Origin of the sequence: Marinomonas sp. CT5 (genome assembly GCF_018336975.1) — a bacterium.
Classification (GTDB): Bacteria; Pseudomonadota; Gammaproteobacteria; order Pseudomonadales; family Marinomonadaceae; genus Marinomonas.
On the sequence record NZ_CP025572.1, the window covers coordinates 3,635,567 to 3,656,053 of the forward strand.

Genomic DNA, 20,487 nt, shown 5'->3' on the forward strand with positions numbered 1-20,487 from the left:
ATTTGTCGTTTTTATGGAGACTATGGAAAGTATGAACAAATTAGAGAATATCTGAAATAAAAAAGTGAACTGCTAAGCCTGTAACGTACACTCTACAAAAGCGCTAATCGCGCTGGATGGGTTGTCTTTGCGCGATACGAGATACGTCTGCGCGTGAGCTATTTCTGTTTCGACGGGACGAAACGCTAAGCCTCCGGTTTTATGCAATGCCAATAACGAGCGCGGCACCATGCCAATACCCATTCCAGCAATCACACAGCTGATCATGGTGTAATAGCTGGGGATTTCGATGATGCGTTCACAAGTACGGTCTTGGCTTTTTAACCACTTTTCAAGCCTATCTCGATAAGAGCACCCTTTGTTGTAACCCACCATGGTTAAAGTATCAGGTAGTTCTTCCTGCTCTCCCCAAGCCAACGGCATAATAAGCACCAACTCTTCATCAAAGCAATGAGTACAAGAAAGCCTTGGATCATTTGGTGGATCAGAAGTCATAACAAGATCGAGTTCGCCTTCTAAAACTCTCTCAATTAACGGCATAGACGCAGCGGTCATCAGTTCAATTTGCACGGCTGGGTACTTATCGTGATAGCGCGAAAGTATGTTTGGCAAGCGCGAGGCAGCGCTACTTTCCATAGATCCCAAACGTAATAATCCAGACGGTTCCGCCTGTGTTAATTCTGCGATGGCACTTTTTTGCAGCTGCAAAATTTTATCAGTGTAGTCCAGCAAGCGAAGACCTGCGGAGGTAACAGACAGGCGATTATTTTCTCTTAAAAAGAGATCTATATTGAGCTCGCTCTCCAGTTTTTTAAGCCGAGCGGTGACATTAGATGGCACTCGATGCAGAGCTTCTGCTGCCCGAGTAACGCCTTTATGCTCAACAACGGTCTTAAAAACAATCAGGTCTGAAATATCTATGATGACTCACTCTTTCATATTTAATGAAGGTATTGTTCTTTATTATTCATTATTAATGAAAAAAAGGTAACTCTATAATGTAAAAAAATCAAACAAGAGGATCAAAAAATGAATCAATCAACGGTTAAATCCCCCTTGCCAGTTGCTGGGCTGGTGTACGCTTTAGCGGCCGTTGCCATTTGGACAGGTTTTATATTGGTATCTAAGGCCGGAGCATTGGCATCGTTAGCGTTACCAGACATGATGATAGTACGCTTTGGAACGGCCTTTATCTTATTTTTTCCATTCATTTGGCAACATCGTAAAACAATTTTGCAATGGCGGATGTTTGTTTTAGGCAGCATTGGTGGCTTGGCTTATGCGCTATCTGTTTTTAATGGCTTTCAACATGCACCAGCAACACACGCTGCGCTACTCTTGCCAGGGTTAATGCCAATCATGATAGCGGTATTTGCCTATTTCTTAGCGGGCGAGCGCCACACAGTTGCATCTTGGGTTGGTATTCTAGTAAGCAGTTTAGGCATTCTCGCCTTACTAACTGAGACAATGCTGTCTGACGCATCTTATTGGTTAGGAGATATCAGCTTTGTAATCGCCTGCGTATTTTGGGGTATTTTTACTGTTTTGCTTCGCCGTTGGAAATTTGCGCCTTGGCAGGCAACATTAGGTATTATTGCTGTCACAACGCTACTATTTGCACCGGTTTACATATTGTTTTTGCCACAACATTTGACTGACGCGTCTTGGAAAATGATCGGTTTACAGGCTTTCTACCAAGGCGTAATGGCAACCACAGTACAAATGGTATTTTACGGACGCGCAGTACATATTCTAGGTGCAACGAAAATGGGTGGGTTGATGGCCTTGGTTCCTGTGTTTGCCAGCGTATTAGCCGTACCACTGTTTGGTGAGCATTGGACACTGGGGTTAATGATTGCTTTGATACTAATTCTAACCGGTACCCTTATTGGCAATATACCTTTTGCTAAATGGCGTCAGGGCTTAAAATGTCGAACTGCAATGAAAAACTAGGAAAGATGAAAATAAGCTCTCTTATGAGATAATAGCGCTTCGAGTCTCAGCCATGTCGCACTGACTCACCTTTGCCGACATCGAATTCAACAACAAACATCATAAAACACGCAAAGAAATTTTCCTTTCTCGCATGAATGAATTTATGGCTTGGGATTAACGTGAAGCGTTTACTTACTGACTTATCGTTAAAAAACTCCATGCCTGATCACGCCACAATCATGAATTCCAGGCATTTATTAAACTCTCAAGTCAGGTTTTTAAAGAAGTGAATAGATGGTTGTCTGACACAGGTATTTGTCTCAAAGCCCATATTGCTATTGATGCTAGAACGGAGTTAACTCATAGAGTGAGTATCACAGCAGCCAATGTCCATGACTTCGCCGAAAAAGCCAACCTTCCACAGCGAAGAGTGTTTTATATCGGCGGATTCTGGCTATTGTGGCGCTCAAAGCGAGAAGAGCTAAAAGGTACCAAAGCATGTATTCGAGCAAAAGTCGGACATCATTTAGAATCATCAAGTGTCAGTTTAGTTTTAGAAGAGCTATTTATAGTAGGCTAACAAAAGAATAACAATAAGCTCGCCATGTTTCTTGCTATTACCAACGTGTTTCGATTCGGCCATATGATAAAAGCTGTAAGAGGTTAATCCGTTTAAAAACCACTAACCAAGGCCAAGGCTCAATTGTCTCGTTTAGTGGTAAAAAGTAATAAACCAGCCACACTTATGACTGCGATTGGGCTTTTAAGCTTTTTTATCTCGCTCAATAATCCATTCATGATCCGGATCATTATGAAAAATCCAATTACGACTTGGCCCCGCCATGACGTTTAAATAATAGGATTGATAACCATGAGGCACGCCAACTGGATGATAACCTTCTGGCACCATGACTAGATCACCATCTTCCACGGCCATGGTTTCATCAATGCTGCGGTCATCGGTATAAACCCGTTGGAAGGCAAAGCCTTGTGGCGGATCAATCTTGTGGTAATAGGTTTCTTCCAGCTGCGTTTCAGCAGGCGCCGCATCGGTATCGTGTTTATGCGGCGGATAGCTTGACCAGCCGCCACTTGGCGTAATCACTTCACAGACTAACAAGCTGTCAGCAGGTTCGTTACCGAATAAGATATTGCACACATGGCGAGTGTTGCTGGTGACGCCTCGCGTTTCGTATTGGCATTGCTCCGGTGTGATCAATTTCGCTTGGAATCCACCTTTGCCTGGTGCCTTACAAAAAGCCACTTCCACATCGGTAATGGCTTCAATACGAATCTCGTCCTGTGCTGGCGAATACACAGAATAAGGTGCTTTTTGCTCGAACACACTCATGCGATCACCAATGTTTTTCCACGCTTCGAGCTGGGTACTGGCGTTCGCTTTACCTGATAGAATCACCGCGCACACTTCGTCGGTTCCGGTTTGAATCGCAACGGATTCTCCCGCTTTCAGTTGATGGGCTTCAAAGCCTACATAACGCCAATTCGCACTTTGTGGCGTTACATGTTGCGTCAATGTTGTGCCGTCAAGCGGGCGTTTCTTACTTAATAAATGTGACATACAAACCTCAATCGTTGTTATTTTATCGAGAATATTTCCAGTCGACTAAAGCATTATCGAATCTCTTCATATTGCTCTACCTCGACCCATGTTCTTTTTTCATAGGATTCCACTACACTGTCGAGAATGATATTAACCTGAGTCGCAGTTCGAAAGTCTGGCCACAAAGGAGCGTCATGAACAACCCCTTGGAATAAGTCTCGAATCTCAACCGCTTTCATGTCATTGAACCCCAAGCCATGACCTGCTGAAACACAAAATGCTTTATAATCAGGATGCTCAGGCCCCACTAGAATGCGCTTGAAGCCTTGAGTCTGTGGATTACCTTCAGCGATATACAAAGACAATTCAGACAAGGTTTCTTGGTCGAAAATCAAGCTTCCTTTGGTTCCTGTGATTTCGAAAGACAAACCATTTTTTCTTCCCCATGCGATACGCGACGCCTCCAATGTGCCTTGAGCACCATTGGCAAAGCGCACCATCATATGAGCTTGATCGTCGTTTTCAACTTCGCCCACACCAGCGTTAGAATCGCTTTCAGTTTGAGCTAAAGGGCGCTGCTGATGCACCACTTTAAGATCGGCGCACAATGAGGTGATTGGTGCGACCAAATGAGTCGCCAGTTGCACTAGATGAGAAGCTAAATCGTTCAGCGCTCCCGTTCCAGCAAACTTTTTTTGCAAACGCCAACTAAAGGGTAGATTTGCGTCGGCAAGATAATCTTCATTAAACACACCACGAAAATGCACTATGTCACCGATATCACCACGAGTGATTAATTGCTTAGCAAATTGCACTGTGGGGTTCTTGATGTAATTAAAACCAACCAGTGTTTTTACTACTGCTCGTTCAGCAGCCTCAGTCATTTCTTTCGCATCGGAAGCATTTAGTGCTAATGGTTTTTCGCTGTAAACATGCTTACCTGCTGCAATGGCAGCCAATGCGATTTCTTTATGTAGAAAATTCGGAGCACAAATATCGACTACATCAATATCCGGATCGTTAATTAAGCTTTTCCAATTCCCTGTAGAGCGATTAAAGCCCAATTCCAAGGCTTTCATTTCAGCTAATTCAGGCGTTGCATCAGCTAACATCTCACAATGTAATTGGCTTTGTGGAATAGCAAAAGCTGCCATCGCATTTCGGTAGGCAATCGCATGTGCTTTTCCCATGTAGCCTGAGCCAACCAAGCCAACACGCATTTTTTTTATTTTCTCAACCATGCCTCATATCCTGCGGTATTAAATCCATTTAACAACATCAGTCATTAATACATAGAATTTCATATTTTTATTCTAAGCATGGGTACATTGTAGAATATTCATTCCATATATTTCAATAGATAAAAAAATGTTTTTTATGAATCCCTCGTATAGACATAAAAAACAGCAAAACACCATTATAGAGGGCTAAAATGCACCAATTCCACACCGCTCTAGAAGCCGCAGACGCGATGAATTTCGATCAATGAACAATGGAAAAATGGGTGCGTCAACTCAGGTAAGAGCGAGATGGGGAAAGTCCTAAAGCCACTCCGATGACGCCCGAAAAGTTAAAGATACGAGAGCTTGAAAAGCGTATTCGAGACATCGAGATAGAAAAAAACATTCTAAAAAAGGCTACCGTTCTCTTGATGTCCGACTCCTTGAACAGTTCTCGATAATCGAAAAACTAAAGAAGAGCGACCCAGTCAGAAAACTGTGTGATGTGTTCAATGTAAATCGAAGTAGCTTTCGCTATTAGAACCAGCGCTCTAAGCAACCTGCTCGTGCTAAAAGAATAGCGGAAACAGCCTTGGTAAAAGAATTTTTTAAAAAAGTAAAGGCTCAGCTGGCGCTCGTAGCATCTCCAATATGAAGGCTACTAAAGAAACACCATTAAGCCGCTATAGAGTTAGGCGCTTAATGAAATAGCTAGGTCTAGTGAGCTGTCAAATACCGAATCACATCTATAGAAAACGGGTGATGAACATCTTGATATACCGAACTATTTAGATCGTCAGTTCAACGTAGAATCACCTGATAGTGTGTGGTGTGGCGATGTGACTTACATTTGGACTGGGAAACGTTGGGCCTATCTTGCCATGGTGATTGATCTTTACGCTCGTAAGCCTGTTGGCTGGGCAACGTCTCTGTCACCAAATAGTGAATTAACAAGTAATGCATTAAAAATGGCGTATGAAAGCCGTGGACGACCAGAAGGCGTGATGTTCCATAGCGATCAAGGTAGTCATTATACCAGCCACAAGTAATGTTATATAGAAGAGATACTCAATAATGATACACGTTATTAAGTAGGTGGATTCCAAGTTGACTTACAGATATTAGCTTAACAATAAGTGTACGTGGCAGAGCTGAAATGCTCGTGTCAGCACTGTGATACAGAATCTTAATTAACAAGTCACGACACTAGAAAACATAATGAATTATTGTAATAAGCCACAGAAAGGTGGAACAATAGATTTTCCAAGCTTTACTAGATCACATTTCAACTAAAATATAAGAACCGAGGTTAATATGGAGTTTTGGCTATTAATTGGAATAGTAGTAGTATTTTTCTACATCACCAGAAAAAAAGGAACTGAATCGCCACTAATTAGCTAGACACCTTTTAGTTAGATAAAATGATCTAATTGAGAGGTATTTATGAGTAAAACACGTTACCCAGAACAATTCAAAATTGAAGCGGTTAAGCAAGTGACTGAAGCAGGCTTTAGTGTTGCTGAAGTCGCTAATCGCTTAGGCACCACCACTCACAGTTTATACGCTTGGATTAAACGATATGGCCCTGAGGCAGAATCGTTTGCAGAGGCTTCTGCTGAGTCGAGCGAGATCCTTCGTCTTCGGAAAGAACTCAAGCGAGTGACGGAAGAGCGCGACCTGTTAAAAAAAGCCGCGGCGTACTTCGCAAGCCACCCAGACTAAGATACGCCTTTATCAGGGACCACTGTGCCGATTTTTCAGTAAGGCGACTGTGTAATCTCTTCGATGTTCATCCCAGTGGCTATTACGTTTGGTTGAAAGAGCCAAAATCAAAACTTGCTAAGGAAAATGAACGGCTAACAGGTCTTGTTAAACAACTTTGGCTGGAATCGGGTTGTGTCTACGGTTATCGAAAGATCTATCAAGACCTGAGATCCTTGAATGAATCTTGTGGTATTAATCGAGTGCATTATCTGATGCGAAGAGCAGGCCTTAAGGCTCAGGTGGGTTACCGAAAGCCTAGAGCTCGGTCAGGAGAAACACATACAATAGCCAACAATGTGCTTGAAAGACAGTTTAATCCAGAAAGCCCGAATACAGCGTGGGTTAAAGATATCACCTATATCCGAACTCACGAAGGCTGGCTATATTTATCTGTCGTACTTGATCTCTATCCCGTCGAATAATAGGCTGGAGCATGGGACCAAGAATGGTGAAGGAACTTGTTCTTGATGCACTGATGATGGCTGTGTGGAGAAGAAAATCAAAGCAAAGGGTAATAATCCATTCAGACCAAGGCAGTCAGTTTACGAGCTATGAGTGGCATAGATTTTTGGACGATCACAATTTACAAGCCAGCATGAGTCGACGTGGGAACTGTCATGATAATGCTGTTGCTGAAAGCTTTTTCCAGCTTTTAAAGAGAGAGCGAGTGAAGCGAAAGATTTACTCGACAAGGGGCGAAGCCAAACAAGACATTTTTAATTATATAGAAATGTTTTATAACCCTGTCAGACGCCATAGCGCTAATGATATGTTGTCACCTGTTGAGTATGAGAAACTGTTCGAAAAGATGACTGAGAAGTGTCTACTGAACTAGTGGCGATTCATTTCAAGGTACTTTTCCTAATCTATCACAGTTTTTTTGTGCTACTACACTGAATCATTTTTGTCCAAAAACAAGTTATTCCACCGTCAATTCTTCGCTCATAGCTGTCTGTCCGATGAAGTCCAAACCTATTCATCGAAACTAAAAGATCAGATCAAGTAAAGACTAATACATAACATCATAGGCAGCAGCTGAATTCTCAATCGGGGATCAGTATTTTCGTCGAGATATCCATCGACGCAGCGATATCCCACAGAGCTTTTAACGTAACATTCACCTCACCTCGCTCTATTCGCCCCATATAACTGCGGTCTATCTTGGATTTTGCCGCTAAAGCTTCTTGAGAGATACCACGCGCTTTACGTTGACTCCGAATTAGCTCTCCAACCTCTTTTGCTATGTTTCTCATTTTTATATCTCAAAAATGAAATACAATCGCTAATTGCGGACTATATATCCACGGACTATAATCCGTATTTTACAAATCGAGATAGTTATTTTGAGATCTAAGCCCATCGCTCACGTTGTCGAGGAGTTCTTCCAAGCAACTACACTAAAAAAAGCCACTATAAATGACGTACTCAAACACTATGTTGAAAAATACGGCGAAGACAACCCTATTGAAATGAAAAAAGCACGACATGCTATTTATCTAAAAATTCATCGTTTAGTTAAGTCAGGTGAGTTAGTCGTTGCTTCAAAAAGTGGTAAGAGTACTCATTATGCCAAAGCGAAAATTTTAGATGAAACCAAAACGCAAAAAAATACACCAATTGCCGTTGTAGCGAGTGAGAAAGAAATGCTCTTGAAGCGTAAAGCTGAACTTGAGTATGAACTTGAACTATGTATTGCCGAAGCCCAAGGCTATGAGGAGATGAAGTCCCTATTACCCACTCAGCTTGATTTGTTGATATCTAAAAAAAGTGAAGCTAAAAAGCGAGCGATAACACTAAACGGCTTACTAACTAGCACTCAAACCATATTACTTGCGCTCTCATGAAGAAAATGCAAAACCTCTCACTAAGAACTTGGCAAAAGAGCTGTTTATCTAAAGCTTTAGAAGTCTATCAAAATGGTCAGCAAAACTTTATGTGCGTTGCTGCACCAGGTGCCGGAAAAACAAGATTTTCTGCTTCGTTAGCAAAAAGCTTATTAGATGCTAACCACATTGATTTCGTTCTTTGCTTTGCGCCCTCTGTGAGTGTCCATGGCAGCATTCAAGAAACCTTCAGCAATATATTAAATGATCGCTTTGATGGTCGAATAGGCACAAAAGGCTTGGTTATTACCTATCAAGGAATCCAATACGCCTACCAAGAACTTGCACATGTAATAAAGAACTACCGCATTCTAATAATCTCTGATGAAATTCATCACTGCGCTTCTGGGGTAAGTAGCACGTCTAATCAATGGGGACAGTTGTTAGTTTCTTTAATATCAGAAGGCTATCCATTAACACTAACTTTGAGCGGTACTCCTTGGCGATCAGACAACACAAAAATAGCGCTTCAGAGCTATTCTGGAGAGCCGCAAGAACTTGATACAGACTTCGTGTATGGATTGGGCGACGCGGTTCGAGATAAGGTTTGTAGGAGACCTAGTTTAATATTGCTCGATAATAGCTCGATTGATGTTCAGGAGAATTCTGAAACTCATAAATTTAGTAGTATTCGACAAGCGATTGAGGCTGAAAAACTAAAATATTGCGAGCTACTAACTCATCAAGACTCACTAAGTCAGCTCATGACTTATGCCCATGAAGAGCTGACTAGAATTAGAGGGAAACACCCTCGTGCAGCAGGGTTAGTTGTTGCATCATCAATTGACCAAGCTAGGCGGATATCTCAATTTATTACCACTAACTTTAATGAGAGCTCTATCGTAGTTAGTTATGATCAAAATGATGCCCATGAAAACATCAGAGGCTTTCAAACTTCAACAATTGACTGGATTGTATCTATTGGTATGGTTAGTGAGGGTACAGATATCCCTCGATTACAAGTCTGTGCTTATCTGAGTAACGTTAGAACTGAGCTTTACTTCCGTCAAGTGCTTGGCCGGATTCTACGAATGGACCAAAAGACAGATGAACCTTGTTCCATGATAGCGTTTGCTGAACCAAAGCTAATTGAATATTCAGAACGAATTAACCAGGACCTACCAGAAGATTCGATGAGAATAAAAGACCTCGAAGAGCAGACTCTAATAAAAATGGCTGATTCAAATACATCCATTCAAAGTCTAGAAAAAAACGGCCTTATGACTATGAAAACAGCGTCATCAAGCCGTACACATTCATTTGATAGGCTTCACGACATGACATCAGAAGCTTCATACTCTGTTAAAATGGCTTTTGATAAGGATTCTTATCGGACAACAATTCTATCTCTATAAAAACAGAGAAGAATAAGTAAGTGGCCTAAGTTTCAGTAAGAAACAAGCCTACTCTTAGCCCTAGAGATTCCTACAAAAAAGGTAAGTGTGGACTTCCCAGAGTTTGCTAGACGTCAACACCAAGACTCTTGATGTTGCAATCTAGGAGTCATATATATTCTCTCAAATCTGTACTTGCACTTTTTCTTGACTTAAGATTTTCAAGCTCCCATTCTAACTCTTCAATTCTAGTCGCCATGGACTGCATTTCATCCTCATCCAAATCAACAGCTAAAGCATAATCTACATACCGTTTTATAGTTGTTGTTACAGATTGATGGCCAGCCTGCAGTCTTAATGCTTGCTCAACATTCCTAACATCAATTTGCTTTAGATCATTGCTTTCTCTTCTAATAATACGTTCGATTTTAATTAACCTTGCAGCAAACCTTGTTAAACCGAAACGCCTTAAAGCGTGTGGAGTTATCTTTGGGTTAAATGAAGTTAATACTGTATAAAATGTATTTTTGCTCATTCTTGGTTTTAGAGATCTATTACCAGCATTGATGAAAACATTATCAACATCACCACATTTCGTCCAAATATTACTTATAACGTCATCTCTCTCATATTCGACATAATCCCAAGTGGCCTTTATTAAACTTTTACTCACTGTAACCTTTCTGTGCTTTCCATATTTAGTGCCTCTATGAATGTATACTTCTGACATAGAAGAATTAAAATCATCAACTCGAGGTAAATCAGAAATTTGTAAACGAATAAGTTCTTGTGATCGCAATGCGGCCTCAGTCGCCCATCTAACCATCAGCTGATTTCGGACAGCCAAGAATTCACCTACAGAGTCCTTTTGATTTCTGACTTCTTTAGTGAGGTAGTCATTCAACTCTCTTATCTCATGGACGCTAGGGATATATTTCATTGGTTTTTGTATACCGCCTTTTAGAAATGGTATACTAAAATCGTTTACTCCCTTAGAAGGCTTTTTAACTATGATGTTGAAATTAGTGTTATCTGCTTTGTTTGGCCATCCAATCATATTTGAACAGTAAGAAGTGTTGTTTTGACACCACCAATAAAACCTACATATCGATGATAAATAAAGATCACAACTTTCATTAGATAGGCGGGAAAGAGCCTCATCACGATAACGCTCCATAGTATAATTTGTTGGTTCAGAGAGGTAATCTATTTTCTCTGATTCACAAAAATTTAACCAATGAGCTAAATGGTCCGCATCAGCTCTCACTGTTTTATCAGCCAAACCAATATTAAACTTACGTTCAATTAACCATTCCGTCACAGGAACAACAGTTCTACCAGATGTGAATATAACCTTCGGGCAATTACAAGGAGCTAATACCTTGTGGCTCATTTCCCCTCCAGACTAATGATTTTTCTATTGGTGTTTTGATCTCGTATCTGCGCTTGAAAAATTTGATTTTTTCTCTTAGCATCAATTAATTGCCTGCGAAGCTCAGTGTTTTCTTCAGCCTGCGCGTCCCTTTCTTTCTTTGTATTCTCCAATTCAACCTTTAGTTTTTTAATTACGCCTTGAAGCTCTTTATCATTAGATTGTACTTTTAGGTCTCCTTTTTTTCTGCGTGCTTCACACTCATTTAAAAGTCCTAGAATACGTTTGTTTAACGCTGTACCACCTTTGATTGCCCTAGAAGACTTAGAAAACCTCTCATAGCGCCCCTCTGATAGAGTTACAAACCAGTTAAGGGAAAACTTAGTTGGAATAGAAAAATCGATACTAGAGCCATTTATGTAGCTTTCAAGAGCAGTTATTTTGCTCTCTATCTTCTGCATTAATAATGCTTTTAGACCATTATCCATTTTGTAACGCCTCAATCATGGGTGAGGATGAACAAACCAAATCTGTTACATTAATGTGATTAATTGGTTGGTCTACTGGAAGTAAATTAGGACAGCCTTCACAACTTCCTTTAGCTGCGCTAGAACATTGTATAGCTCCGTTCTCTAAGCATTTACTTCTATTCTTGATATCAGGAGTTAGGCCAAAGCATGCTCCATCTTTGACAAAATTTAGAACATACTTATCAACTAATTTACCTTTATCTTCCATTTTTGAAATACGCTTTTCGCTCTGTCCCTCAATGACTCCAAATAATTCTGCTATTTCATTACCAATCAACGATTTATCTGATCTGAAATCACTTTCAATTAGATCAATAATCCGTTCATTTTTAACTTGCTGCATCTCCCACTGACCATCGCTATCAGTGATATAATCCATTGTCATCTCAATAGACTCATGACCTAAAAACCAATTAAGAGTAAATAAGTTAGGGTCGCGGTATTGATAGTAATAAGCCATAGCTAAAAATCGCCTAAATTGGTGGTCAGCAAATATGAATGGTTTACCGTCTTCATCTTTTGATTCTATTCCCACGTAGTCACAAAAACCATTGAAATCCGGCCATGCTTTACCATGTTTAGAATTTGCACCAGTGACTTGCATAAGGTTATCAAATTGACTAGCTTCTCTTCCTTTCGCTGATAGATCTTCAAGAATAGATACAGCCTTAGCCACAACCTTCAAGGTTGGTAAAGCTCGCTCACCTTGATTAAATTTTTCTTGATCAACAATCAAATACCAGAGTCCGCCTTCTTCATATGTACAATTAGATTTAAGTCCATATATCTCATCTCTTCGGCGAGCTGTAAATGCTAATATGACAAGTAAACATGCCGACACAAGGTGTTTATTAACTATTTGTTCAATAGATGTTTGTTTATGTTGATATGTTGTAATTGGGTGTGGGAAGTTAACCAGTTGATTATTTTTAATCCACTGAGAAGTAAGCTTTCTAGCATAATGTGATTGTGATTCAAGATTCCCACCACCATCTCCCTCTTTTAGCTCCTCAAATCTTTCTTTATAGATTTGCTTAGTACGCTTAAAGTAGAAATGTAGAGGATTAGCATAATCAATTACCCAGCGGATAGATTCGTCCATTACTGCATACATAATATTTTTGGGTATATTTCGGGTCTTTAAATTAGAAGTAGTCGCCTTATTTTTAGATAATTTAGATACTTTAACATCATCCATCCACATACGATCTACTCGGTGATTTTCTGTGAAGAGGTCAGGCATTAAATAAACTTGCCGCATTAGACCTGATAAAATTGATATCGACTTTCTAATAGTAGTTTCCGACTGAGTTTCAATATTATTTTTTATCACACCACTTCCTTTCAATTCATAACCTAGTGGCTTTAATGTTTTATATTTTAGCAACTGATATTTAGGAGCATTTTGAAGAGCTCGCGCACTGATTCCAAGCTCAGAAGAAAACCTATCGTTATCAAATTCTATTTTTTCAAAATTTGTCTTTAAATACTTTGTTGACTTCCTAATTTTTGTATAGGCCCCAATATTTCCATTAGAAATTATCTCATCAAATCGATTTACTGCTCGTGAATCTAAGTCCAAACGCACTACTAGTCCTTTTGTAGAATAATCAGTAATAAGTTGATTAATAACAGAACTATTAATACTAGATAAATTTGAAATATTAGGAATTATAAGTAAATATCGATAAAAATTAAACAACGTATTTGCTGCTTTATATAATGATTCAGCTGAATCTATCATACCTAGCTTTTTATCTGTTGTAGAAGCCCTTATCAAGAGACTCATTTTTATCAATTGTACTGTGCCATAATAATTATTTAGCTTCTCACCATTCGGACCAACAGGTATGTTTTCCCAATCAATATCATAAGTCCTTTTCATGTTTTTAGTGTCTTGCAATACCCAAATATCAGAATCATAAGAGCAGTCTTTGAACCATCTTATCTTTAGGGATTCAATATCGCTTCTAGTATCAAAATCTGAAAAATAATTGACGTAATTAATGATTGGCAATGCCATTAGATATTTACCTCAGCAACAGGAATGAGGCTTGCGTATGAGTTTTGAGTGAGTGTTGCTTTTTCTTGTGCCTCTCTCATTAATCTGGCATGCGTTGGGTCTTTTGAAAAGGTATCAAGAATGAGGGTTGTGAAAACATGCCATACTCGCCATTTATAAAAATCATTGTCGCTTAGAGTCTGATTTAATTGAACAAGAACTTCATGCCACTGTATAACATTAGCTAAATTATTTATTGAAGTTACGAATACCCCCCTTCGCTGCTTGCATGTCGGACATTTATCTACCTTGTTACATACACTACCAGCTTTTGTTCCAGGTTGAGCGCCAACGGTTGGATCAATGCAATGAATACCACCAAACTGTTGATTAATTGCATTTTGAGCTTCTTTTTGGCGCTGTTCCAAAGCAAATTCTTTATTTTCATCATACAAAATAGGGTCAATACCAATTTTCTCAGCAAAACCTTCAATATCAACTGTAAATAATGCTTGGTACCAGTTAAGAAATAATCGTATTTCTTTATCTTGTTGCCATATTTCTGGATAGTGATATGTATAGCGTTTACCCATAGTTAAAGAGCCGTGCTGGCCTTCAATCATTACTGCTGTTGCGTCCCTAGTAACAAGTCCCGTAAGAAGAAGAGCACTACCTCGTATAGCTTTAGGAGTTGTAATCCAAGCTCCGTTTGATCCTTTTTTACAAAGTTGCTTAAAAAATCGATTAAATAACGTTAAGGATGGCCTACTCGGTGCATAAACTCGCTTATTCACACTTATTTTTACATTATTTTTATGCCACTGAAGAAATAAATATTTTTGATCTTTCTGAATTACATTTTTGAGGAATTTTTTACGACATTCAATTTGGTGGAGGAATACATCTCTTACAGTGAGAGTTTGGGGAGCAAGCTCAACTATTCTCGTTGGAAGTTTTTTATATTTTGCCTCATGCCCACGCTGCCTTTTTTTAGTCCAATTAAGTTGAAAAGATTTTTTATCCAAATCTATTAGATCATCTTCCTTTAACCCCCAAACACTGGTTGTATTTGCATTAGTTTCAAGCATGATAAATGCGAATGCACAAACCATCCCATAATTTGAGCAACCAAGGTACCTTCGTATATGATCCCGATTATAGTTATATCTACTCATTCTATCTGGGTGCCAAAATAAGCTGTAACGTGAATCCGTATTTAAAAGCAACCTTCCTTCGTTATAACGAATCAAATAATTTACTAAAACTGAAGTTGCGCTTCCGCCTAATGCTTCATTATACAAGTGCATTTTTGTATGAGCATCAACGTTTGATAACATAGCTTTATGGAATTTATCTGCACAAGCACTTATCTCTAGGTTTTCAGCCCATTTTTTAGCTTGGTTTGTTGAGTCTATATATGCAATATAATCGCTAGCTGCTTGATCTTTAAGCTGAATCTTTCTATTTTGTAACGAGGAAATTACTAAGGATATTGGGTTAAAATCAAAATCTTCCTCAGTATTCTCAAGTGCATGTTTAATCAAAGAGAGAGTATCTTCATCAAGCGAAACATCATTATCATCGAAAGAATCTACAATTTTTTGTAATTCATATTTACTTCTATTTATAAGTCGATAAAAATCATTAGATAAAAATGTGGAACTCTGCCCAAGTCGTTGCTTTTCTTTCCATCCACGAAGTACAAGACCATGCGGAATAGTTTTAGTATAAGCCAAATACTCTAGAAGCTTTCTGACTCCCATTAATTGATTGTTACGAGTATTTAATTGGTCTTCTTGAAAGAAGGTATCAAATATATAGTTTCGATACTCGGTTAAGAGGTTTTGCCAAGCAAGATACTCTTCCGCTAACGATCCGTTATCCTGCCCAATATAGCTCCAAACTGGATGGCTTGGTCTATCTGCTAAAAACCTTAGCCATCTAGTTATATGTTGGTAATAGGTTCTTTCGGTAGATTCTGTTTTAAACGTTGCATTAAGTAACCTCCAAGCCTTTGCGACATCAAGCAAAAAATTATTCGGTAAAGTATTCGAGTAAATAGAGAATGATCTAATCGTGGTAGAGTTTACTTTTACTTCCATAAAAAATGGGGGCTATTACTAGCCCCCACCAAATTAAAAAGAAAGAACCTTTAAGCTCATTCTTGACTATCCGTATCTTCAATCACAATGGATTCTTTCTTTGTAGGGGTTTGGATAAGTTGATTACGAATTTCTGTTTCAATTTCATTCGCAATATCTGGGTTTTCTTCAAGGTATTTTGCTGCATTCGCTTTACCTTGTCCAATTTTAGTATCTTTATAAGCATACCAAGCTCCAGCTTTATCAACTAGGCCTTGTTTCACACCTAAATCAATGATCTCCCCCATGTGATAAATACCTTCTCCGTACAAGATTTGGAATTCAGCCTGTCTGAAAGGAGGAGCAACTTTGTTTTTAACGACTTTGACACGAGTTTCATTACCAACAACTTCGTCACCTTGTTTCACTGATCCTATGCGGCGAATATCAAGTCGTACAGAAGAATAGAACTTAAGGGCGTTACCTCCTGTTGTCGTCTCTGGTGAGCCAAACATGACACCGATTTTCATTCGAATCTGGTTTATGAATATTATCATACAATTCGCGTTTTTAGCGCCACCGGTAAGTTTTCGAAGTGCTTGAGACATTAAACGAGCCTGTAAACCCATATGGGAATCCCCCATTTCGCCTTCTATTTCTGCTTTAGGCGTTAATGCTGCCACTGAGTCTACAACAATTAAATTTACAGCATTTGAGCGAACCAACATATCAACAATTTCAAGCGCTTGTTCACCAGTATCTGGTTGAGACAAAAGCAGTTCATTAACATTTACACCAAGCTTTTCAGCATAAGATGGATCAAGAGCATGCTCTGCATCAATGAACGCACAGGTATATCCTTTCTTTTGTGCTTCGGCGATTGTACTAAGTGTTAGGGTTGTCTTCCCGGAACTTTCTGGTCCATACAGTTCTATACAACGACCCATAGGAAGTCCGCCTATACCAAGGGCTATATCTAATCCTAAAGAGCCTGTTGATACACTAGGGATCGCTTCTCGTGGAGTATCCCCCATTTTCATTATCGCGCCTTTTCCAAACTGACGTTCAATCTGAGATAAAGCTGCATCAAGTGCTTTTTTCTTATTAGCGTCAACCACTTTAGATTCCATTATATTCACCCATATTTTTTCAATATTCTTTATGTGTACCAGTACATCTAGACAAAAAGCACTTAGATCCAGTTTTATCAAGGACTAAGTGGACATGTACCACCTCAGCTATAGTGCCTTAGTAGATTTCACAGATACGACCGTAAGGAAGTCCACCTGCACCTAACGCAATATCCAGACCTAATGATCCGGTAGAAACCGTATCAATATCAAGCTTGGCACCTTCGCCCATCTTCATAATGGCGCCTTTACCAAATTGACGCTCGATTTGAGACAGCGCTGCATCGAGCGCCTTTTTCTTGTTGTCTGCAATAGATGACATGATGAAAATCCTTGTGGCTACTTTTCGTTCGTTGTGACTAATTGTCGTTGTGGGTAACTCTAGCGTTTTTTTTAGGTAATCTCAAGAAATACTGTATATAAAAACAGTATTATTTTTTACTACTTTCAAGGATCTCTTTTACACCACTCAAAGCCGCCAAAACAGTCGCCTCCCTTACGGCCTGACGATCCCCGGAAAACTGAAAACGTTCTACACTGGCCTCTTTTCCAAGGCACTGCCAGCCGATATAGACACAACCAACAGGCTTTTCTGGCGATCCACCATTTGGTCCGGCTACGCCACTCACGGCAACAGAAATATCGCCTCCCAACTGTAACGCTCCAGCACACATCTCTCTTACAGTCTGCTCTGATACAGCACCAAAAGAGGAAAGTGTTTCTTCCTTAACGGACAAACCACGCATTTTGGCTTCATTCGCATAGCTAATCACCCCACCAAAAAACCAAGCCGAGCTTCCTGATATTTCTGTGCACACCGCACCAATCAAGCCACCGGTACAAGATTCAGCGGTAACAAGCAACTGCCCTCTTGCTTGTAAGAGCTCACCCATTTGTTGTGCTGACTGGGTCATTTTTTGCATCTGATTCATTACTCTTATCCCTTAATTCCTAGGAAAATATCCCGTAGAATACCCCTCTATTTTTTGGATCACAATCGAGCTTCCCGAATGAGTAAAACACCAGCAGATAATCACACGCCTATGATGCGCCAGTACTTCGGCCTTAAATCACAGCACCCAAACCAGCTGCTCTTTTATCGCATGGGAGACTTTTACGAACTTTTTTACGATGATGCGAAACGCGCGGCTCAATTACTTGATATTACGCTGACAGCTCGCGGCCATTCTGGCGGAATGCCAATCCCGATGGCTGGCATTCCTTTTCACGCAGCAGAAAACTATATTGCGCGCTTAGTTAGAATGGGCGAATCGGTTGTAGTGGCTGAACAAACCGGTGACCCAGCAACAAGCAAAGGACCAGTTGAACGACAAATTGCTCGTATCGTGACACCTGGCACAATCAGTGATGAAGCGTTTCTGGAAGAAAAACGCGAAAACTTATTACTTTCCCTAGCCCACCAATCGCGCAAAGGCCTAGATATTTTTGGTTTTTCCTACCTAGACATGGCCAGTGGTCGTTTTTGCCTATTTGAAGTTGATGGTCATGAAGCCCTCTCTAGCGAACTACAACGCCTATCTCCTAGAGAAATTCTGATTTCGGAAGATTTTCCAGCTCGTGACACGCTAAAACTCGAGAAAGGTATTGCTGAGCTCGGTCCTTGGCACTTTGACTATGAATCAAGTTATCGCCAGCTCATCCAGCAGTTTAATACCAAAGATTTATCCGGCTTTGGTTGTGAAGCATTAACCGCGGCCATTTCTTCCGCTGGCGCTCTACTGCAATACGCCAAGGATACACAGCGTTCCGCTTTGCCACACATTCAAGCCATCATGGTTGAACACAAAGATGACTCGGTATTAATAGATGGTGCCACTCGTCGTAACCTTGAAATTGATATCAATCTAACGGGTGGAAACAGCAATACTCTTGTGGAAGTACTCGACAAATGCTCCACTCCAATGGGCAGTCGTTTACTAAAACGTTGGTTACATACGCCCATTCGTGACCTAAACGAAATTCAAGCAAGGCAGCAAGTTGTCGCTGAATTACAGCACAAGCAAACTTATGAAGAATTTGAAGCGCCACTGAAAAAAATAGGCGATCTAGAACGAATTCTGTCGCGAGTCGCCTTGCGCTCTGCTCGCCCTAGAGATTTATTACGCCTGCGATTTGCCCTTGAAGCGACCCCAGAGATCAACCAGTTATTAGCCAGTGTGGAGTCACCTCGCCTAACAGAACTGAGTCAACGCATTATTGCACAACCAAACATTACTGAAACATTAGCAACAGCACTTGTTGAAAATCCCCCTTCCGTTGTGCGTGATGGTGGTGTTTTTGCTAAAGGTTATGATGAAGAACTAGACGAACTTTTGGATTTATCCACTAATGCGACAGACTTTCTTGCCGAAATGGAGCGCAGTGAAAAAGAGCGTACCGGTATTAGCTCACTCAAAGTTGGCTTTAACCGAGTGCATGGCTATTACATAGAAATCAGCCGCCTCCACTCAGATCAAGCGCCGGTCGAATACATTCGTCGCCAGACACTAAAAAATGCTGAACGTTTTATTACGCCAGAACTAAAGGCCTTCGAGGACAAAGCACTCAGTGCAAAATCCAAATCGCTTGCTCGAGAAAAGGAACTCTATGAACAACTTCTCGACTTATTAAATGAAGTGTTAGGTGAACTACAGACCACCAGCCAAGCATTAGCTCAATTAGATGTATTAAACAATTTTGCTGAGCGCGCCAACCAGCTTAATTTCACTTGCCCAGAGCTACACAACCGAGGTGGTATTCAAATCGTCGGAGGTCGTCATCCGGTTGTAGAGTCAGTCATTTCCGAACCATTTGTCCCCAATGACCTTGAGCTAAACAGCAAACGCTCATTGTTGATGATTACCGGCCCGAATATGGGTGGTAAATCGACTTACATGCGCCAAATAGCTCTTATTACCTTATTGGCTCACACTGGCTGTTTTGTTCCTGCTGAATCAGCATCGATCTCTATAGTGGACCGCATCTTTACTCGTATGGGGTCTTCTGATGACCTCGCGGGGGGGCGTTCTACCTTCATGGTGGAAATGACCGAAACGGCCAACATCCTAAATAATGCCAGCAAAAACAGCTTAGTCTTAATGGATGAAGTCGGACGTGGCACCAGCACATTTGATGGACTTTCATTAGCGTGGGCGGCCGTCGACTACTTAGCCAATACGTTAAAATGTTACGTTTTATTCGCTACCCATTATTTTGAACTTACCACTCTTGCTGACCAATTAGAGAATGCTGCTAACGTTCATCTAACTGCAACAGAGTACGAAGACGAAATCGTTTTCTTACACAAGGTTCATGAAGGCCCAGCCAGCCAATCATACGGCTTGCAAGTAGCGCAACTCGCCGGTGTTCCACGAGACGTTATTGGCCATGCCAAAGAAAAACTCAAAGAGTTAGAAGTGGTTACAGGCATTGAGCTTGATGCAAAGGATATTGAACCAACATCCAGCGCAAGCTTGTCTAAGGCGAAACCCAAACCACCGACATCGAAAGAAAATCAAAGCAGCTATCCGCCTCATCAGGTCGATATGTTTGCTCAAGCAGAGCAAAACGCATTAAAAAATGCCATTGAAGAACTGGATTTAGACAATATGACGCCATTGGAGGCGATAAACACTCTTTATAAGCTAAAATCTGAACTCTAGCGATAAGCGACAG

General features: G+C 40.4%; 15 protein-coding genes and 3 pseudogenes. 7 read left to right on the plus strand and 11 right to left on the minus strand.

Features of this window, described 5'->3' with window-relative positions:
* Positions 1-72 precede the first annotated feature (72 nt).
* Entirely contained in the window at positions 73-924 is an 852-nt protein-coding gene (locus C0J08_RS17445) for a LysR substrate-binding domain-containing protein (RefSeq protein WP_349304792.1), read from the minus strand.
* Between the two features lie 105 nt (positions 925-1,029).
* On the opposite strand from C0J08_RS17445, the gene C0J08_RS17450 reads away from it, so the two are divergent.
* Positions 1,030-1,953, plus strand: a complete 924-nt coding sequence (locus C0J08_RS17450) for a DMT family transporter (protein ID WP_212653181.1) — start codon at positions 1,030-1,032, stop codon at positions 1,951-1,953.
* A 79-nt stretch (positions 1,954-2,032) separates the two neighbouring features.
* Positions 2,033-2,602: pseudogene (locus tag C0J08_RS17455) on the plus strand (transposase).
* 96 nt (positions 2,603-2,698) lie between these two features.
* Here C0J08_RS17455 and iolB read toward each other — a convergent pair.
* Positions 2,699-3,514 carry a 5-deoxy-glucuronate isomerase gene (gene iolB / locus C0J08_RS17460; protein ID WP_212653182.1) on the minus strand — a complete coding sequence of 272 codons (816 nt, stop codon included), beginning with the start codon at positions 3,512-3,514 and terminating at the stop codon, positions 2,699-2,701.
* Positions 3,515-3,567: 53 nt separating this feature from the next.
* Positions 3,568-4,737: a Gfo/Idh/MocA family protein gene (locus C0J08_RS17465; RefSeq protein WP_212653183.1), complete on the minus strand. Its 1,170-nt coding sequence runs from the start codon at positions 4,735-4,737 to the stop codon at positions 3,568-3,570.
* A gap of 803 nt (positions 4,738-5,540) precedes the next feature.
* On the opposite strand from C0J08_RS17465, the gene C0J08_RS17470 reads away from it, so the two are divergent.
* Together C0J08_RS17470 and C0J08_RS17475 are read left to right on the plus strand one after the other, a co-directional pair.
* Positions 5,541-5,765 (plus strand): DDE-type integrase/transposase/recombinase, encoded by a 225-nt coding sequence (locus C0J08_RS17470; protein WP_502711620.1) that lies wholly within the window; start codon positions 5,541-5,543, stop codon positions 5,763-5,765.
* Between the two features lie 394 nt (positions 5,766-6,159).
* Positions 6,160-7,315: pseudogene (locus C0J08_RS17475) on the plus strand (IS3 family transposase).
* A 208-nt stretch (positions 7,316-7,523) separates the two neighbouring features.
* Here C0J08_RS17475 and C0J08_RS17480 read toward each other — a convergent pair.
* A complete protein-coding gene (locus C0J08_RS17480; RefSeq protein WP_212653185.1) occupies positions 7,524-7,733 on the minus strand; it encodes a helix-turn-helix domain-containing protein in 210 nt (69 codons plus the stop codon).
* 90 nt (positions 7,734-7,823) lie between these two features.
* Between C0J08_RS17480 and C0J08_RS17485 the strand changes: the two genes are divergently transcribed.
* Positions 7,824-8,324, plus strand: coding sequence for a hypothetical protein (locus C0J08_RS17485; protein ID WP_072841621.1), 501 nt, complete (start codon positions 7,824-7,826; stop codon positions 8,322-8,324).
* On the plus strand, positions 8,321-9,718 hold the full coding sequence (locus C0J08_RS17490; RefSeq protein ID WP_212653186.1) for a DEAD/DEAH box helicase: 1,398 nt from the start codon (positions 8,321-8,323) through the stop codon (positions 9,716-9,718). Before C0J08_RS17485 ends, C0J08_RS17490 begins: the two co-directional genes overlap by 4 nt.
* Positions 9,719-9,866: 148 nt before the next feature.
* On the opposite strand, the gene C0J08_RS17495 is transcribed toward C0J08_RS17490, so the two are convergent.
* The 7 genes and pseudogenes from C0J08_RS17495 to C0J08_RS17525 all read right to left on the minus strand — a co-directional run bounded on the left by C0J08_RS17495 (position 9,867) and on the right by C0J08_RS17525 (position 17,744).
* Positions 9,867-11,090, minus strand: coding sequence for a tyrosine-type recombinase/integrase (locus tag C0J08_RS17495; protein WP_212653187.1), 1,224 nt, complete (start codon positions 11,088-11,090; stop codon positions 9,867-9,869).
* A complete protein-coding gene (locus C0J08_RS17500; RefSeq protein ID WP_212653188.1) occupies positions 11,087-11,557 on the minus strand; it encodes a hypothetical protein in 471 nt (156 codons plus the stop codon). Before C0J08_RS17500 ends, C0J08_RS17495 begins: the two co-directional genes overlap by 4 nt.
* Entirely contained in the window at positions 11,550-13,622 is a 2,073-nt protein-coding gene (locus tag C0J08_RS17505) for a site-specific integrase (RefSeq protein WP_212653189.1), read from the minus strand. The genes C0J08_RS17500 and C0J08_RS17505 overlap by 8 nt, the downstream gene beginning before the upstream one ends.
* Positions 13,622-15,703 carry a hypothetical protein gene (locus C0J08_RS17510; RefSeq protein WP_212653190.1) on the minus strand — a complete coding sequence of 694 codons (2,082 nt, stop codon included), beginning with the start codon at positions 15,701-15,703 and terminating at the stop codon, positions 13,622-13,624. Before C0J08_RS17510 ends, C0J08_RS17505 begins: the two co-directional genes overlap by 1 nt.
* A gap of 56 nt (positions 15,704-15,759) precedes the next feature.
* Positions 15,760-16,812, minus strand: a complete 1,053-nt coding sequence (gene recA / locus C0J08_RS17515; protein ID WP_212653191.1) for a recombinase RecA — start codon at positions 16,810-16,812, stop codon at positions 15,760-15,762.
* A 121-nt stretch (positions 16,813-16,933) separates the two neighbouring features.
* Positions 16,934-17,125: pseudogene (locus C0J08_RS17520) on the minus strand (recombinase RecA); the annotation flags it as partial.
* 118 nt (positions 17,126-17,243) lie between these two features.
* Positions 17,244-17,744, minus strand: a complete 501-nt coding sequence (locus tag C0J08_RS17525) for a CinA family protein (RefSeq protein WP_212653192.1) — start codon at positions 17,742-17,744, stop codon at positions 17,244-17,246.
* A 78-nt stretch (positions 17,745-17,822) separates the two neighbouring features.
* On the opposite strand from C0J08_RS17525, the gene mutS reads away from it, so the two are divergent.
* Complete coding sequence (gene mutS, locus C0J08_RS17530) at positions 17,823-20,474, plus strand: DNA mismatch repair protein MutS (protein WP_212653193.1); 2,652 nt, start codon at positions 17,823-17,825, stop codon at positions 20,472-20,474.
* The last annotated feature ends 13 nt before the right edge of the window (positions 20,475-20,487 follow it).

Excerpts from the sequence above, each read along its gene's own strand:
- C0J08_RS17505 (WP_212653189.1), bottom strand. The coding sequence starts at position 13,622 with ATGGCATTGCCAATCATTAATTACGTCAATTATTTTTCAGATTTTGAT.
- C0J08_RS17465 (WP_212653183.1), bottom strand. The coding sequence starts at position 4,737 with ATGGTTGAGAAAATAAAAAAAATGCGTGTTGGCTTGGTTGGCTCAGGC.
- C0J08_RS17490 (WP_212653186.1), top strand. The coding sequence starts at position 8,321 with ATGAAGAAAATGCAAAACCTCTCACTAAGAACTTGGCAAAAGAGCTGT.
- mutS (WP_212653193.1), top strand. The coding sequence starts at position 17,823 with ATGAGTAAAACACCAGCAGATAATCACACGCCTATGATGCGCCAGTAC.
- recA (WP_212653191.1), bottom strand. The coding sequence starts at position 16,812 with ATGGAATCTAAAGTGGTTGACGCTAATAAGAAAAAAGCACTTGATGCA.
- C0J08_RS17450 (WP_212653181.1), top strand. The coding sequence starts at position 1,030 with ATGAATCAATCAACGGTTAAATCCCCCTTGCCAGTTGCTGGGCTGGTG.
- C0J08_RS17525 (WP_212653192.1), bottom strand. The coding sequence starts at position 17,744 with ATGAATCAGATGCAAAAAATGACCCAGTCAGCACAACAAATGGGTGAG.
- C0J08_RS17510 (WP_212653190.1), bottom strand. The coding sequence starts at position 15,703 with ATGGAAGTAAAAGTAAACTCTACCACGATTAGATCATTCTCTATTTAC.
- C0J08_RS17495 (WP_212653187.1), bottom strand. The coding sequence starts at position 11,090 with ATGAGCCACAAGGTATTAGCTCCTTGTAATTGCCCGAAGGTTATATTC.
- C0J08_RS17480 (WP_212653185.1), bottom strand. The coding sequence starts at position 7,733 with ATGAGAAACATAGCAAAAGAGGTTGGAGAGCTAATTCGGAGTCAACGT.
- iolB (WP_212653182.1), bottom strand. The coding sequence starts at position 3,514 with ATGTCACATTTATTAAGTAAGAAACGCCCGCTTGACGGCACAACATTG.
- C0J08_RS17500 (WP_212653188.1), bottom strand. The coding sequence starts at position 11,557 with ATGGATAATGGTCTAAAAGCATTATTAATGCAGAAGATAGAGAGCAAA.